The following is a 14,777-nucleotide window of genomic DNA, read 5'->3' as shown; positions in this document are numbered from 1 at the left end:
AGCCTTGCTCTGCGCGAAAGCGAAGCGTCAGCGGCAAAGCGAGTAGCCTGGAACGGAGATCACCTTCATTTGACTTAGGAGTGTTCACAAAGAGTACCTTGACCATTTAGTTTTTCAACACTATGACTTGCAACTGTTAGAACAAGTTGCAAGTAATTGTCTAACAATATCTGTGGGTAAAAAATAATTGATTGAAAAAACTGAAAAAAGGGCGCCCAGTAGTACAAATAGTGCTACTATACCACGATTAACAATTAATTTTATTATTTATACACCCCATTTCTATATTGCGTTTATGACTGTATTTTTTCTCCTACTAGTGCAGCCTTTAAATGCTCAAGACCAAGTTCTGTAACGGCTTGATAGATACCATCTTCACTTGAACCAATTTCTACAACGGGTACATAACGAATTCCATATTTTGTATCAAGAATATCACGGAAAGCATCATTATGCGTTACATCCACTGTTTTGTAAGGTACACCCTCCTCTTGTAAATACGTTTTTACCTCATTACAGTAACTACAACCCTGCTTCGACCAAACTATTACATCTCTATTTTTTGTCATGATGTTTTCCTCCTCAGCTTACTGCTTCTTTTTGCTGTAAATGTACTGGACCCAATAACTCAAAAGATCGCTCACGCTCAAAATCCTTTAAGACAGGCGTATGCAAAATAAATTCATCGATTTGATATTGCACATGATAGTCATCTAAAATAGCTTTAATTTCTTCTGATGTACCGTATAAAATATCGGCCTCATACTGCTCAACTGTATATTCCTCTCCAGATTCCTGACCAAATTTCTCTGCTAGCTCTACTGATTGTAGCGTCAGGCTTCTGCCACTTGCTAAATGCACCTTTGTAATTTTTTGATCACCAACTAGCTCTTTCGCCTCCTCGTTGCTTGGGGCAGCAAGTGCAGCAATCGAAATCGCAAAATGGCCGTTTGGGTGGTGACTACGATAGGTTTTAGCTGCTTGTGCCAAAACACTATTGTCACTATTAATAAATCGAGCAAAGACGAATGCAATTCCTAGTTTACCTGCAAGTGCAGCACTTTCTGGACTAGCACCGAGTAAAAATAATGTTGGCTTTGTCTTCGGAATCGGCGTTGCTTGTATACCAGATAATTCGTGCTCTTCTGGTATTGATTGCTCAATTAATTGCTGTAAAAATGTTAGTCTCTCTTCAAAATCTTCCCCTTGATTGAGCGTGCCATATTGGAGGGCCTTTGTAGAAAGCGGTAATCCTCCAGGTGCTTTCCCAATACCCAAATCTACTCTCCCTGGCTCCAAGGATGCTAGTACGTGGAAATTTTCCGCTACTTTATAGGGACTATAATGCTGTAGCATAACCCCACCCGATCCAATGTTGATTGATTTTGTTTTAGCTAGTAAATAAGATACTAATACCTCAGGAGATGTTCCTGCTAAAGAATCTGTATTATGGTGCTCTGATACCCAAAAGCGTGAGTAGCCCAATTGCTCAGCTTTTTGTGCAAGTGCCACTGTTTTTTGCAAGGTCTGTTCGTTTGTTGCACCCTCGATAATTGGACTTTGATCTAATATGCCTAATGAATAGCTCATACATTACCTCCTTAATCTTTTTATTCAAATAAATTTACTGGGTTTTAAGAGACAATGTGTTTGACATAGCGGCTTTCCTTAAACGGTAAACCTAAATTACCACGTAATGTATCCGCCTCATATTCTTCACGGTAAAGCCCTCTTGCTTGTAAAATTGGTACAACCTTATCTACAAAATCGTCAAGTGCACCAGGTACAGTTACAGCAATAATAAAGCCATCCGCTGCTTCTTTTTCAAACCATTCATGCACTAAATCAGCGACTTGCTCTGCTGTTCCAAAGAAAGCTGTTTTCGGTGTTGCCTCCCGTAAAGCAACCTGTCGTAATGTCAGTCCTTCTTGTTTGGCATATTTTTTTATATAATCAGTCGTACTTCTAAAGCTATTAGCTCCTATATCACCAAGCTCTGGGAATGGGGCATCCACATCATATTGTGTAAAATCATGATGATCAAAGTATCGTCCTAAATATGCAAGTGCACGTTCTATGGAAACCAGCTCAACAATTTCCTGATATTTAGCTTCAGCCTCCTCCAATGTTTCACCAATAATTGGAGATATTCCTGGGAAAATTTTAATTTCCTGTTGATCACGTCCAAAGGCGGCAGCTTCTGTTTTTACCCTTTGATAAAATTTCTGTGCTTCTTCTAAAGATGCACCATGTGTAAAAATCGCATCTGCATCCTTTGCTGCTAAACGGATACCTGCATCAGACGAGCCTGCTTGAAAAATAACAGGCTGACCTTGCTTAGAACGCGCAATATTAAGTGGTCCCTGTACAGTAAAATATTGTCCCTTATGATCTAAGGTATGTAGTTTATCTGGATCAAAAAACACATCCTGCTCTACATCCGCAATAAAAGCATCGTCATCCCATGAATCCCATAAGCCCTTTGTCACTTCTAAATATTCTTCAGCAATTTGATAGCGCTCTGCGTGACTAGGATGCTGTTTTAGTGTTTTATTGTAGTTCAAGGCAGTGCTTTCTAATGGCGTTGTCACTACATTCCATCCAGCACGTCCCCCACTTATATGATCCAATGAGGCAAATTGACGTGCAACTGTAAAAGGCTCACTATAGGAGGTAGATACTGTGCCGACTAGCCCAATGTTTTTTGTCGCTACTGCTAATGCCGATAAAATCGTTAGTGGCTCAAAGCGATTTAAAAAATGAGGAATGGATTTTTCGTTGATGAACAAACCATCTGCAATAAACACTACATCAAATTTTCCTTGCTCTGCCTTTTGTGCCTGCTGGATATAAAACGGTAAGCTTACACTTTGATTACTTGCTACCTTTGGATGACGCCAGCCTGAAATATTGCCACCTACACCGTGAATAATTGCTCCAAATCGAATTTTGTCCTGTCTCACCATATTCATTTCCTCCTTGAATTTTATTTTTACTAAACATAGTGGTTAAGTATGTTTTTGTTTAAAAAAATAATATTTCATTTATGACTCCTCTTGATTATGCATAAATAAAATAGGATTGAGGAAGATATTACAGCTCATTGCTGCAATATGCAATAGGCTACATAATAGAAAAAAATTTACTGTTTGATAAAATATTTTATCAATCTACTTTTTCATAGCTGCTTTCAAATTGCTCAGCAGTTTCCACTACCTTTTCCCAAAAGGCAGGAGCCAGTGTATCCTTATTGTTATATGTTAAAAAAATGTGTTGATTCATATCCAGTAAGTGCTTGACATCAATCTCCACAAACTCCCCACTTTCAAGCTCCTTTTTTACACAGAGATGTGGTAAAAAACTCATATATCCTTTCGTACGAATAAATTCTTTCGCTACTTCTAAATGATCTGTACGCACTTCAATATTTGCAGTGACACCCTCTACCTCAAATATCTTATGGACATAATTCCAATCAAAGGCCCCACATTCAAAAAACACCATTTTTTGCCGAGCTAGTTCCTTTACTTTAATTAGCGGATTCTGTTGAAAAGAATGTTCTCGATGCATCACGAGTTTAACAGCATTACTTAATAATAACTCATTGCCAATCCCTTCTCGATGCACATATTGGATAAGACCAAAGTGGATTTGATGACTTTGCAGCTTTTCTAAAATCATATTTGTTGACCCTGTAACAATCTGAAAGCGTAAATACGGAAAACTTTCCTTCCATTTAGGCAATGCATATGCTAAAAAATATTGTGCTGTCACCCCATTAGTGCCAATACATACTTCGTCAGTCTCCTGAGTTTCCTCTAATTGCTTCTTTCCCTGCTGAAAGGTTTGCACAATTTGTGTGGCGAATGGTAAAAAATCCTTGCCCTTATCTGATAAAATTACACTGCGCCCATCTCGATGAAATAATTCAACATTCAGCTCTCTTTCTAATGATTTAATGCGAGCTGTTACAGTTGGCTGAGATAAAAATAACGCATTAGCAGCCTTATGGATACTTTTATAATGCACGACATATAAAAATGCCTCGATATGATCAATATTCACCTAAAGCCCTCCCCTAATTACTTATTTATCCTATTATATAGATAAATGCTTTTATTCTCTATAAATAAAATTGGAAAACTAGGTAATATAGTAGTTTGATTTATGATTATACAAGTATACGCACAAAAATAACATAACAAAAAAGTAACCCAGCGTCTCCCAGGTTACTTTACTATGTAGCGATGTGGCCATCCATCTTGACAACGTACATCGCGTGTGGCTTACATCCCTCTGTCTGTGCACCACTGTTATGTTATTCACATTGACACCCTCTGTTATCAATATGAACTCTGTATATATAGTACTTCTCAACCCGAGAAGCATATGTCAAAAATTAAGCTAAAATAGATGCGAGTACTGCTTTTTGTGCATGTAGTCTATTTTCTGCTTGCTCAAAGATATAAGAATTAGGGCCATCAATAACAGATGTCGCTACTTCTTCTTCTCGATGTGCAGGTAAGCAGTGTAAGAACATATAATTTGGCTTTGCATAGGAAACAAGTTCATCATTAATTTGATAACCTGCAAAGTCTTGAAGACGTTTTGCAGCTTCTTCTTCTTGTCCCATGGATGTCCAAACATCTGCATATACAACGTCCGCGTTTAATACCGCTTCTACTGGATCATTCGTGATTATAATTGTACTGCCATTTGCTGTTGCGATGGCTTGTGCCTTTGCGATAACCTCTGTATCACATTCATAGCCAACTGGCGTTGCCACTGCCACGTTCATTCCTACATGTGCAGAAGCGACTACTAATGAGTGCGCCACGTTGTTGCCATCTCCAACATATGCAATTTTAAGTCCTTTTAGTTCACCTTTATTTTCAGCGATTGTTTCTAAATCCGCTAATGCCTGACATGGGTGATAAATATCTGTTAGTCCATTAATAACTGGTATAGCTGCATGCTCAGCAAGCTCCTTCACCATAGCGTGGGAATTTGCGCGAATCATAATACCATCTAGATAGCCCGATAGCACATGTGCTGTATCATAGATTGATTCGCCACGTCCAATTTGTAAATCACGCGCATGCATAAACATACCTTTTCCGCCCAATTGATTCATGCCTACTTCAAATGAAATACGTGTACGAGTTGAATGTTTTTCAAAGATCATGCCGAGTGTTTTACCTTCTAATAGCTTCGGACATTTCCCTTCTTTTGTAATGATTTTCAGCTGTGTTGCTAATTCAATTAGCTGCTGAACCTCTTCACTTGTATAGTCTAACAAAGTTAGTAGGTCTTTTCCCTTTAAGCTAGATACTAACTTTAACTGTACTTCCTCAAGTAATTTCATAGCCTTCGCTCCTTGTTCTGTTGCTGTTAAAATAAGTATAGCATGCATAAATATAAAATCAACTGAATTTTTATGTTTATTTTTTAAAATTAGAAATCTACAATTAAATGTGTCTAAAATGCGTCACATCGAATATTTATGCATATTTCTATTTTTCAATCATTTCATTCTAAAGGTCTTTGCCATATTATTAATATACATTTATAATTAATACATATTAACTATTTAGGTGGTGAAAAAAATGGAGAATGAGCTTATACAACTTGTGAGAGAGCTTAACCAAGTAGAATATGAAACAAATGTGATGTTAACAGAGGAGTTCTCCACCTTGTTAGACGAAACATTAACTACAAAGCAAGCACTATTTTTAAGTCTTCTTCAGACACATGGTCCCTTGCAGACCTTTGAATTAGCAAAGCTGATGGGGACATCTGCTAGTGCTGTTAGTCAATTAATTGGCAGATTAGAGCAGGAAAGCTTTATTAAAAGAACCATAAGTAAAAAGGATCGTAGAGAAATTATTATTGAGTTGGATACGCGGGGTCATCATTATTTTCAGAAGCAGGAAGAAATCGAGCTTGCCATTATCGATAAATACTATTCACAGCTCCCAAAAGAGGATTTGCTACATTTAAAAGAAATATTGATGAAACTACACGCTATTATCTCGAAGGCGCAGGAAAAAATTTAGCGAGTGAAAAGGAGGAATATTTGTGGATTTAACTGATTTAAAAAAGGATATCTTTAAAATTGCTTATCCTTACATAAAATCCCGCCCGAATATAGCTTTATCCATAGGTGTTTTTTATCGTGACCAAGACGCTACTTTTATGTTCAATGGCTCAAATGTCACATATGATAAAAAGCCCTATATCTATGAAATCGGGTCAATCTCTAAGGTTTTGACAACATCAATGCTTGGCGAAATGATTGAGGAAGGAATCGTGAAGGTAGATGACTCAATTGGTAAATATTTTTCTGCAATTCCAGATAATCATCCCATAACTTTGAAGCATCTAGCAAATCACACATCTGGTCTACCAGGAATAGGTGTACTAAAGAACATCTATAATCTTTTTGATAACCAAACACCTCGTGACCCATTTTGTTCCTATTCATTGGATGAGACAATACATTATTTTAAAACCCATACACATGAGCCTAAAGCTAGGTTTAGGTATTCTAATGTGGGAATGGGTCTTCTAGGTTATTTATTAGCAAATGAACTTCATACGGACTTTGAAACAGCTATTACACGTAGAATCGTAGAGCCATTAAATTTAACAAACACCTTTATTTCTATCCCATCCTCTAAAGAAGATACCCTGTTACAGGGATACTCTATTCGAGGACATTATAAGCCACCACTTCAAATGAATGAATTTATGGCAGCGGGCGCTATACGATCAACTGTAGATGATTTATTAAAATTTATAAAAATACATGTAAGCGAACAAAATGCAGGCTATCAATTAACACACCATGCTACTAAAACTATTTCAAAAGATGTAAGCATCGGATTGGGATGGCTACTTGAAGACGATATTATTTGGCATAACGGATCAACGAAAGGCTTCTCTAGTTATCTAGGATTTGATAAAAAACAGCAAGCAGGTGTCGTGATTCTATCCAATTATCGATCCTCTATATTAACAACAAATCCTGTTCATATGGGGAAAGATATTTTACAGCTTTTACAAAAATCTTTATAAAGAAAATGGGGTGTTTCTTGAATGGATAAAGGAATACCCTATTCTTTTAGTTATAGCTACGCGTTCAATACTCGTTCATTTCCCACTTATCTTCCAATTAATACTCCATTATGTTATGATTTCTATAAATTATAATTTACAATCATTTTTAAAAAGGGTAATTTTGGAGGTTAATGTATGCGTAGTTATTTAGTTTATGCTCTTTTACTAATCATGATTTTTATTGCAATGGTTAACTCTTGGGGAAACTTATCTAAAACAGTATGGTATGTAGTTGCATCTACAAGTATTATCTGCTTAATGATTATGAAAACAATCAAGCGAACTGAATAACAGGGTAATTATTGCCAGTGGTAAAAGTCAATATCATTTGTTATATGTAGATACTCCCTCATAAATTCGCTACACTTTAACAAAGGAGCCGTTTTTATGTTAGTAAACAAAACGGTAGATAAAAAACGAAATGAAGGTAATGTATGTATGATAAAGAAAAACATTCGATTTGCGTTGTTATTTTTCATATTAACAATTGGATGGAAACTAATTATTCAAAATGACATTAAGTGGGGAGAAACTATATCAATCACAATTTTAATATTTCTATTTGCACTGTTGTATGATTGGGCAAATATCCCATATAAATGGAAAAAACAATACAATAATAGAGTTGTACCCAGAATTCCCCCTTACTAAGATATAGGAATAAATGAAAGGAGATTACAGTATGAAGTTTTTCATGGAGCTTGTAGGTATTGTTCTCCCCATTGCAATTATCGGAGGTATTTCGGTCTTTGTTGTTAAAAGGCTCGAACATAAACATAAGCAGGGAAAGTTAAGTAAGAAAAAATCAAAAAATGCTCAAATTTTATTAAATAGTTTAATGCCATTAGGAATGCTTTTTGGTTGTTTAATCGGTTTGATTCTTAGCATGTTTTTCTCAATTTCCTTATTGTCTACACTAAGTTTTGGCTCCGGGATAGGCCTACTACTTGGATATTTTGCTTATGAAGTTTATGGAAACAAAGAGGAAAGGTGTTCATAAGAGTTTATATTCCTTAATAGGACACTTAATAATTAATTTTCATAATCTCAAGTCTTTTTTTATACTTTCACAATTAACTCTGTAACAATCATTGCTCTTGAAATCGAGTAAAAAAGCCTTCCAACTATTTGTTAGAAGACCTCATTAAGAATTAATCAAAAATAATTTTATTCACAGCATCACGATCTAATTTTTTAATAACTTCCACCATTAGTTTTACAGCATTATCATAATCATCACGTTGTAAAATACCTGCATGTGAGTGGATGTAGCGTGTAGCAATACCGATTGATAGTGCAGGTATACCATTTGCTGTTACATGGATAGAGCCAGCGTCTGTACCGCCACCAGCCATTGCTTCGAATTGATATGGAATATTATGCTCATCTGCGACATCTAATACAAATTCGCGTAAGCCACGGTGAGATACCATTGATGCATCATAGACAACGATTTGTGGACCAGCGCCCATTTTACTTGTTGACTCCTTCGCTGTTACCCCTGGCGTGTCTCCAGCTACACCTACATCGACAGCAAAGCCAATATCAGGTTGGATTTTATGAGTCGCCGTTTTCGCACCGCGTAGGCCGACTTCCTCTTGTACGTTCCCTACAGAGTATAGGATGTTAGGATGTTTTTCATTTTGTAACGCTTTCATAACATCAATAGCAATAGCACAGCCAATACGATTATCCCAAGCCTTTGCTAAAAGATATTTGTCGTTTTTCATGACATTAAATTCAAAATAAGGTGTTACCATGTCACCAGGACGAACGCCCCATTCAAGCACTTCTTCCTTTGAGGCTGCACCCACATCAATAAACATATCTTTAATGTCTACTACTTTGTTTCGTACATCTGCTGGTAAAATATGAGGTGGCTTTGAACCAATTACCCCGATAATTTCATCGCCTTTTCGCGTTGTAATTGTAACACGCTGTGCAAGCATTACCTGGCTCCACCAGCCACCTACAGTTTGGAATTTGATAAACCCTTTATCATCGATTTGTGTAATCATGAAGCCAACTTCATCTAAATGCCCTGCCACCATAATTTTCGGACCATTTTCATCGCCCACTTTTTTTGCGATAACACTTCCTAAGTTATCTGTTTCTACTGAGTCTGCGTATGGTGCAATGTATTTTTTCATGACCTCACGTGGTGCACGTTCATTCCCTGCAATTCCATTCGCATCCGTTAAATCTTTAAACATTTGTAATGTTGGATCTAGCTGTGTCATCCTTTTGCCTCCTACTTCTGAAATCTTCTCTATTATACTTCGTTTACCGAAATATTCCTAGTATAATCGTGTGAAAATTGATGTATTTCTCACATTAATATCCTGAACGCTGGCGATTATAATTTTCTTCATTCTTTTCTATATACGCTGCCACAACGTCCTCAAACGTAAAGCCTAAATTATACGCAAGTAAACCATAGCATTGCCAAATTGTTAAATATCTATCCTCAGTTGGCTGATGAATAAAGGTTAAAATATAGTCCTGTGTCATTAAGAAAATTTCTGTTAAATCTTGCTTATCTTCAATTACTGGCCATTTTTCTAGCGTTGTGTAACCCTTGAGTAGACCGAGGGATAATATAAAATGAATCGAATCCACATACTCCTCTAAAATGACAGCACGCTCTGATGGCCCTTTTGTACTCCAGAATTTAAAGCAGCGTGTTTCATTAGCTAGTTCTGCTAATTCAACCATTAATGCTAAACCTTTTTCTTTAAAAACATCCTGCTCAATTTTTTGCGTTTTTTCGATAAAATCATCAAGCTCTTTCTGCATTTTAAACAATTGTTGTAAATTCATTTTTTTCTCCTAAATTTCTAAAATAATTTATAAAAAGTGAAACTAATTTCCCTCTTCAATCGTATAGGGAAGAATAACCTTTCTTCAAGGGGGAAATGAAACATGTTGCCGTTACTAATTCGACTTGCTGTAATTGCGCTTATAATCTATGTATTTTACAAAGCGATTCGTTATATAACCGATCCTAAGCGAAAACTTGATGAAGCCTATGAAAAAGGCCAATATTATTTTTACGATGATGTTAAAAATGTCCGAAAAAATTTCTTTATTTCCTATAAGGGTGCACTTTTTGAAGGTGAAAAATATCTTGGTACAACTGAAGAAGCCTTTGAGGTTGTGACAATTTTCGTTGGTGCCCGTGATGCTGCGACTCTGCAGGGCTTTAAAAAAAGTGATTTTGAATATTTACAGCAAGAAATTCTATTGAACTATCCAAGCGCAAAAATTAATTGGAAGCAGCCCATTGAACAGCTTATGCGGAACACATCCTCATCATGAGGATGTGTTTTTAATTATCGTATGATTTCGTTGAAATGCCTCCTCAATTTCACCAAAGCTGTACAACGATAAAAACTTGAACAGCGGCTAACAGTGGGAAGCCAAAAGCAAAGCTGTTATGGCGTGTTTTATGACGAAATAAATACATCCCCAACACGCCTCCTACTGCACCTCCAGCAATCGCCAGCGTAAAAAGCGTACGTTCCGCAATTCGCCACTCTTGCTTTTTCGCTTTGGACTTATCCATGCCCATCATTATGAGCAGGACTATAGAAACAATTGCCATATAGGCTACTAATGCTTGTCCCATTGAAGTCTCCTTTGCAAATGATTTATTACTAATCTAACATAAAAAAGACTGACGGATAAATCCATCAGTCCTGAAAAATCACATATTATTTTGCGACTGCTTTTTTTGCGACTGCCGCTTCGCTTTCGTCACAGAATTAAACTGAGAGTAGCTTCGTTTCAATCACGTAAAAAGCATGATATCGCTTAATTATTTTGCGACTGCTTTTTTTGCAGCATCTGTTAATTGAGTGAATGCTGCAGCATCAGTTACAGCTAGATCTGCTAACATTTTACGGTTAACTTCGATACCAGCAACTTTTAAACCGTGCATTAAACGGCTGTAAGAAAGACCGTTCATACGAGCAGCTGCGTTGATACGAGTGATCCATAATTTACGGAAATCACGTTTTTTCTGACGACGGTCACGGTATGCATACTGACCTGATTTCATTACTGCTTGGTTAGCAACTTTGTATAATGTATGTTTAGAACCATAGTAACCTTTAGCTAATTTTAAAACTTTTTTACGACGTTTGCGCGTCACTGTTCCGCCTTTTACGCGTGGCATATGAATTACCTCCTGCTTTTCATTTAAAAATGAATGTTAGTTATTTTGTGTAGTCAAATTATTTCATGTAAACAAGTAATGAACGAATACGTTTGAAATCACCAGATGAAACGATGTTCGCTTTACGTAGGTGACGTTTTTGTTTCGTAGATTTGTTTGCGAATAAGTGGCTTCCGTAAGCACGGTCGTATTTTAATTTACCTGAACCCGTTTTTTTGAAACGTTTCGCAGCTCCACGGTGAGTTTTCATTTTTGGCATGTCGAATTCCTCCTAAACTGTTCGTCTAATATTATTTCTCGTTCTTTGGTTGAAGAACTAAGAACATGCTTCGGCCTTCCATCTTCGGCTTTTGTTCTACCGTCGATACTTCAGCACAAGCTTCAGCAAAGCGATCTAGTACACGTTGACCAATTTCTTTATGTGTAATCGCACGACCTTTGAAACGCAGGCTACATTTAACTTTATCGCCTTTTTCAAGGAATTTAATCGCATTACGTAACTTCGTTTGGAAATCATGCTCATCGATTGATGGGCTCAAGCGAACCTCTTTCATAACGATGACCTTTTGATTTTTACGAATTTCACGGTCTTTCTTTTGCTGTTCAAATTTAAATTTACCATAGTCCATGATACGAGCGACTGGCGGCTTGGCTTGAGGGGCCACAAGGACAAGATCCAAGTTTACACGAGCGGCGATTTCTAGCGCTTCATTACGTGTCTTTACACCAAGCTGGTCACCATTGTGATCGATTAATCGAAGTTCACGTGCGCGAATGCCTTCGTTTACATACATGTCTTTGCTAATAGTAATCCACCTCCAAGTAATTGTCGCGAATACATGGTTTGGGCAAAGCCTTGCCCGGTTGAACGGTACATCCTCTTGTCATGTCCATAAAAAAAGGACGGACACTTTGAAGATGTCCGCCCGCTATATGTGCATGCGCAAGTCTGCGCAAAACAATTCAACGTGTCATACCTGTTCACAGCTTTTAAAGCGTTGTATCAGGTGAGAAGCGGGCAGCCTCTACTTCAACCACAAACTTTGTATTCATTAACCTTAATTATATTAGCATGTATAGGATAAGCTGTCAAATGTTAATTTAGCTTATTGCTAATAAAATAGCCAAATCATTTTTAATCTAAACACCTAAGTTACTAGCTGGGGCAATTCATAGTAATGGGTAAGACATTTCTATAAAAATTCCCCAGCCATTTCTATATAGATGTTATTTTGTAATTTCTGCTTTAATGTTTGCTAAGAAATCCTCAAAGCTAATTGTTTCTGAATCTTTAGAGCCGTAACGTCGTACATTCACACCATTAGCCTCTACTTCCTTGTCACCGATGACAAGCATGTATGGGATTTTTTTCATTTGCGCTTCACGGATTTTATAGCCTAATTTTTCTTCACGATCATCCATTTCCACACGTAAACCAGCCGCTGTTAATTGCTCTTCAATTTGTTTTGCATAGTCGAAGTGTGCCTCATTCGATACTGGAATGACTTCTACTTGTACAGGAGCTAACCAAGTTGGGAATGCACCTTTATATTCTTCAATTAAGAAGGCAACAAAACGTTCCATTGTTGATACTACACCACGGTGAATAACTACTGGACGATGTGGTTTACCATCTTCCCCAACGTATGTTAGGTCAAAGCGTTCTGGTTGTAAAAAGTCAAGCTGAACAGTCGATAATGTTTCATCTTTACCAATAGCTGTTTTTACTTGTACGTCTAATTTTGGACCATAGAACGCTGCTTCGCCTTCAGCTTCGTAATAATCTAAGCCAAGATCATCCATTGCTTCTTTTAACATACCTTGTGCTTTTTCCCACATTTGATCATCATCGTAATATTTTTCAGTGTCTGCAGGATCACGATAAGATAAACGGAACTTGTAATCATTTAAATTAAAATCTTTATACACTTCAAGAATCAAATTCACAACACGCTTAAATTCATCTTTAATTTGGTCAGGACGTACAAAAATATGTGCATCATTTAAAGTCATACCGCGTACGCGTTGTAAACCAGATAGTCCACCTGAACTTTCATATCGATGTTGTGTTCCTAACTCAGCAATACGAATAGGAAGCTGACGATAAGAGTGCATTGATGATTTATAAACCATCATATGGTGTGGACAGTTCATTGGTCGCAATACTAATGTTTCGTTGTCCATTTCCATTGGTGGGAACATGTCATCTTGGTAATGTCCCCAGTGGCCTGATGTTTCATATAATTTTTTCGAACCTAAAACTGGTGTATAAACATGTTTGTAGCCAAGACGAACTTCTTTATCTACAATATAACGCTCAATAATACGACGGATTGTTGCACCATTTGGCAACCATAGTGGTAAACCTTGACCAACTGTTTGAGATAAAGTGAACAATTCTAATTCCTTACCGATTTTACGGTGATCACGTTCTTTTGCTTCTTCAAGCATTTGTAGGTGATGTTTTAATTCTTCTTTTTTAAAGAATGCTGTACCATAAATACGTTGTAGCATCTTGTTATCTGAGTTACCTCTCCAGTAAGCACCCGCTAATGAAAGAAGTTTGAACTCACGAAGTTTGCCAGTCGATGGTGCGTGGATACCTCGGCAAAGGTCGAAGAATTCACCTTGATGGTAAATAGAAACTTGCTCATCTGCTGGAATCGCTTCAAGTAATTCTAATTTGTATTCATCGCCAATTTTTTCATAGATTGCTTGTGCTTCTGCACGACTAACATTTTTGCGCTCGATCTCTAAGTTTTCAGCGATAATTTTTTTCATTTCTTTTTCGATTGCTGGTAGGTCTTCAGCAGTAATTGGAGTTGGTGCATCAACATCGTAGTAGAAGCCACCTTCAATAACTGGACCGATACCAAGTTTAACATCTGGGAATAAACGTTTAATCGCTTGTGCTGTTAAGTGTGCAGTAGAGTGACGTAAGATTTCCAGTGCTTCCTCATCATCCTGTGTAATAATTGCGATTGTAGCATCTTCTTCAATTGGTGTTTTTAAATCAACTAAGACACCATTTACTTTACCTGCATATGCTTTTTTACGAAGTCCTGGGCTGATTGATAATGCTACATCATCAGTAGATGTACCTTTTGCAAATTCCTTCACAGCGCCATCTGGGAAAGTTAATTTAATCATTTCTGACATTTTCTTTGCACTCCTCAGTTTTTATAAAATACATAATGATTGATGAGAAACAGAGCCTTCTTGACTCTGAATTAAGCGGGTTTGCTTTTTGAGCGGCTATTGGTCTGATTTGAGCATATCCACGCTTTTATTAAGCAACTTCTATCTCGATTTTGAGCGAGGTTAACCTTTTTTGAGCGTTCCCTAAAACTGAGCAGAACCATCACTACAATGAACATCTTTCACTCAGCTTGAGCAAGTATCCCTCTTTTTCAAGCACGATAATCTTAAAAAATAAAAAAGCCCCGTCCCTCACAAAAGGGACGAAGCGTATGCTCGTGGT

General features: G+C 37.1%; 18 protein-coding genes. 6 read left to right on the top strand and 12 right to left on the bottom strand.

What is annotated here, in order from left to right:
- Positions 1-293: 293 nt before the first annotated feature.
- From ACQKIM_RS18340 to argF, 5 genes are all read right to left on the bottom strand, one after another.
- The gene (locus ACQKIM_RS18340) at positions 294-569 is read right to left on the bottom strand and encodes a glutaredoxin family protein (protein WP_427546537.1); all 276 of its coding nucleotides are present in this window, start codon (positions 567-569) and stop codon (positions 294-296) included.
- A gap of 13 nt (positions 570-582) precedes the next feature.
- A complete protein-coding gene (locus ACQKIM_RS18335; protein ID WP_427546534.1) occupies positions 583-1,590 on the bottom strand; it encodes an LLM class flavin-dependent oxidoreductase in 1,008 nt (335 codons plus the stop codon).
- Positions 1,591-1,634: 44 nt separating this feature from the next.
- On the bottom strand, positions 1,635-2,966 hold the full coding sequence (locus tag ACQKIM_RS18330) for an LLM class flavin-dependent oxidoreductase (protein WP_427546531.1): 1,332 nt from the start codon (positions 2,964-2,966) through the stop codon (positions 1,635-1,637).
- Positions 2,967-3,165: 199 nt separating this feature from the next.
- Positions 3,166-4,065: a LysR family transcriptional regulator gene (locus ACQKIM_RS18325; RefSeq protein ID WP_427546528.1), complete on the bottom strand. Its 900-nt coding sequence runs from the start codon at positions 4,063-4,065 to the stop codon at positions 3,166-3,168.
- A gap of 334 nt (positions 4,066-4,399) precedes the next feature.
- On the bottom strand, positions 4,400-5,365 hold the full coding sequence (gene argF, locus ACQKIM_RS18320) for an ornithine carbamoyltransferase (protein ID WP_427546525.1): 966 nt from the start codon (positions 5,363-5,365) through the stop codon (positions 4,400-4,402).
- Positions 5,366-5,606: 241 nt separating this feature from the next.
- Here argF and ACQKIM_RS18315 point away from each other — a divergent pair, with 241 nt between their 5' ends.
- The 5 genes from ACQKIM_RS18315 to ACQKIM_RS18295 all read left to right on the top strand — a co-directional run bounded on the left by ACQKIM_RS18315 (position 5,607) and on the right by ACQKIM_RS18295 (position 8,119).
- The gene (locus tag ACQKIM_RS18315) at positions 5,607-6,056 is read left to right on the top strand and encodes a MarR family winged helix-turn-helix transcriptional regulator (RefSeq protein WP_427546522.1); all 450 of its coding nucleotides are present in this window, start codon (positions 5,607-5,609) and stop codon (positions 6,054-6,056) included.
- Positions 6,057-6,078: 22 nt separating this feature from the next.
- On the top strand, positions 6,079-7,077 hold the full coding sequence (locus ACQKIM_RS18310; RefSeq protein ID WP_427546519.1) for a serine hydrolase domain-containing protein: 999 nt from the start codon (positions 6,079-6,081) through the stop codon (positions 7,075-7,077).
- 177 nt (positions 7,078-7,254) lie between these two features.
- Complete coding sequence (locus ACQKIM_RS18305) at positions 7,255-7,410, top strand: hypothetical protein (RefSeq protein WP_427546517.1); 156 nt, start codon at positions 7,255-7,257, stop codon at positions 7,408-7,410.
- 96 nt (positions 7,411-7,506) lie between these two features.
- Positions 7,507-7,770 (top strand): hypothetical protein, encoded by a 264-nt coding sequence (locus ACQKIM_RS18300; RefSeq protein ID WP_427546514.1) that lies wholly within the window; start codon positions 7,507-7,509, stop codon positions 7,768-7,770.
- Positions 7,771-7,813: 43 nt separating this feature from the next.
- Positions 7,814-8,119, top strand: a complete 306-nt coding sequence (locus ACQKIM_RS18295; protein ID WP_427546542.1) for a hypothetical protein — start codon at positions 7,814-7,816, stop codon at positions 8,117-8,119.
- 151 nt (positions 8,120-8,270) lie between these two features.
- On the opposite strand, the gene ACQKIM_RS18290 is transcribed toward ACQKIM_RS18295, so the two are convergent.
- Both ACQKIM_RS18290 and ACQKIM_RS18285 read right to left on the bottom strand, forming a co-directional pair.
- Complete coding sequence (locus ACQKIM_RS18290; protein ID WP_427546512.1) at positions 8,271-9,359, bottom strand: M42 family metallopeptidase; 1,089 nt, start codon at positions 9,357-9,359, stop codon at positions 8,271-8,273.
- 94 nt (positions 9,360-9,453) lie between these two features.
- On the bottom strand, positions 9,454-9,939 hold the full coding sequence (locus ACQKIM_RS18285) for a dUTP diphosphatase (RefSeq protein ID WP_427546509.1): 486 nt from the start codon (positions 9,937-9,939) through the stop codon (positions 9,454-9,456).
- Between the two features lie 102 nt (positions 9,940-10,041).
- On the opposite strand from ACQKIM_RS18285, the gene ACQKIM_RS18280 reads away from it, so the two are divergent.
- A complete protein-coding gene (locus tag ACQKIM_RS18280; protein WP_427546507.1) occupies positions 10,042-10,437 on the top strand; it encodes a sigma-w pathway protein ysdB in 396 nt (131 codons plus the stop codon).
- A 49-nt stretch (positions 10,438-10,486) separates the two neighbouring features.
- On the opposite strand, the gene ACQKIM_RS18275 is transcribed toward ACQKIM_RS18280, so the two are convergent.
- The 5 genes from ACQKIM_RS18275 to thrS form a co-directional block, all read right to left on the bottom strand.
- Positions 10,487-10,747, bottom strand: coding sequence for a DUF1294 domain-containing protein (locus ACQKIM_RS18275; protein ID WP_427546505.1), 261 nt, complete (start codon positions 10,745-10,747; stop codon positions 10,487-10,489).
- Between the two features lie 189 nt (positions 10,748-10,936).
- On the bottom strand, positions 10,937-11,296 hold the full coding sequence (rplT, locus tag ACQKIM_RS18270) for a 50S ribosomal protein L20 (protein ID WP_427546503.1): 360 nt from the start codon (positions 11,294-11,296) through the stop codon (positions 10,937-10,939).
- A 58-nt stretch (positions 11,297-11,354) separates the two neighbouring features.
- Positions 11,355-11,555: a 50S ribosomal protein L35 gene (rpmI, locus tag ACQKIM_RS18265; RefSeq protein WP_283869127.1), complete on the bottom strand. Its 201-nt coding sequence runs from the start codon at positions 11,553-11,555 to the stop codon at positions 11,355-11,357.
- Positions 11,556-11,586: 31 nt separating this feature from the next.
- Positions 11,587-12,090 (bottom strand): translation initiation factor IF-3, encoded by a 504-nt coding sequence (infC, locus tag ACQKIM_RS18260; protein ID WP_427546500.1) that lies wholly within the window; start codon positions 12,088-12,090, stop codon positions 11,587-11,589.
- Between the two features lie 433 nt (positions 12,091-12,523).
- A complete protein-coding gene (gene thrS / locus ACQKIM_RS18255; RefSeq protein ID WP_427546497.1) occupies positions 12,524-14,455 on the bottom strand; it encodes a threonine--tRNA ligase in 1,932 nt (643 codons plus the stop codon).
- Positions 14,456-14,777: the final 322 nt, after the last annotated feature.

The sequence above is a fragment of the Lysinibacillus sp. NPDC047702 genome, from assembly GCF_050272555.1.
Lineage (GTDB): Bacteria > Bacillota > Bacilli > Bacillales_A > Planococcaceae > Lysinibacillus.
Note: the sequence above shows the minus strand (reverse complement) of the source record. Positions and strands in the feature narration are given on the sequence as shown.

Excerpts from the sequence above, each read along its gene's own strand:
- rpmI (WP_283869127.1), bottom strand. The coding sequence starts at position 11,555 with ATGCCAAAAATGAAAACTCACCGTGGAGCTGCGAAACGTTTCAAAAAA.
- ACQKIM_RS18295 (WP_427546542.1), top strand. The coding sequence starts at position 7,814 with ATGGAGCTTGTAGGTATTGTTCTCCCCATTGCAATTATCGGAGGTATT.
- ACQKIM_RS18330 (WP_427546531.1), bottom strand. The coding sequence starts at position 2,966 with ATGGTGAGACAGGACAAAATTCGATTTGGAGCAATTATTCACGGTGTA.
- ACQKIM_RS18335 (WP_427546534.1), bottom strand. The coding sequence starts at position 1,590 with ATGAGCTATTCATTAGGCATATTAGATCAAAGTCCAATTATCGAGGGT.
- ACQKIM_RS18275 (WP_427546505.1), bottom strand. The coding sequence starts at position 10,747 with ATGGGACAAGCATTAGTAGCCTATATGGCAATTGTTTCTATAGTCCTG.
- infC (WP_427546500.1), bottom strand. The coding sequence starts at position 12,090 with ATGTATGTAAACGAAGGCATTCGCGCACGTGAACTTCGATTAATCGAT.
- ACQKIM_RS18315 (WP_427546522.1), top strand. The coding sequence starts at position 5,607 with ATGGAGAATGAGCTTATACAACTTGTGAGAGAGCTTAACCAAGTAGAA.
- ACQKIM_RS18285 (WP_427546509.1), bottom strand. The coding sequence starts at position 9,939 with ATGAATTTACAACAATTGTTTAAAATGCAGAAAGAGCTTGATGATTTT.
- thrS (WP_427546497.1), bottom strand. The coding sequence starts at position 14,455 with ATGTCAGAAATGATTAAATTAACTTTCCCAGATGGCGCTGTGAAGGAA.
- ACQKIM_RS18340 (WP_427546537.1), bottom strand. The coding sequence starts at position 569 with ATGACAAAAAATAGAGATGTAATAGTTTGGTCGAAGCAGGGTTGTAGT.
- argF (WP_427546525.1), bottom strand. The coding sequence starts at position 5,365 with ATGAAATTACTTGAGGAAGTACAGTTAAAGTTAGTATCTAGCTTAAAG.
- ACQKIM_RS18305 (WP_427546517.1), top strand. The coding sequence starts at position 7,255 with ATGCGTAGTTATTTAGTTTATGCTCTTTTACTAATCATGATTTTTATT.
- rplT (WP_427546503.1), bottom strand. The coding sequence starts at position 11,296 with ATGCCACGCGTAAAAGGCGGAACAGTGACGCGCAAACGTCGTAAAAAA.
- ACQKIM_RS18300 (WP_427546514.1), top strand. The coding sequence starts at position 7,507 with ATGTTAGTAAACAAAACGGTAGATAAAAAACGAAATGAAGGTAATGTA.
- ACQKIM_RS18290 (WP_427546512.1), bottom strand. The coding sequence starts at position 9,359 with ATGACACAGCTAGATCCAACATTACAAATGTTTAAAGATTTAACGGAT.
- ACQKIM_RS18280 (WP_427546507.1), top strand. The coding sequence starts at position 10,042 with ATGTTGCCGTTACTAATTCGACTTGCTGTAATTGCGCTTATAATCTAT.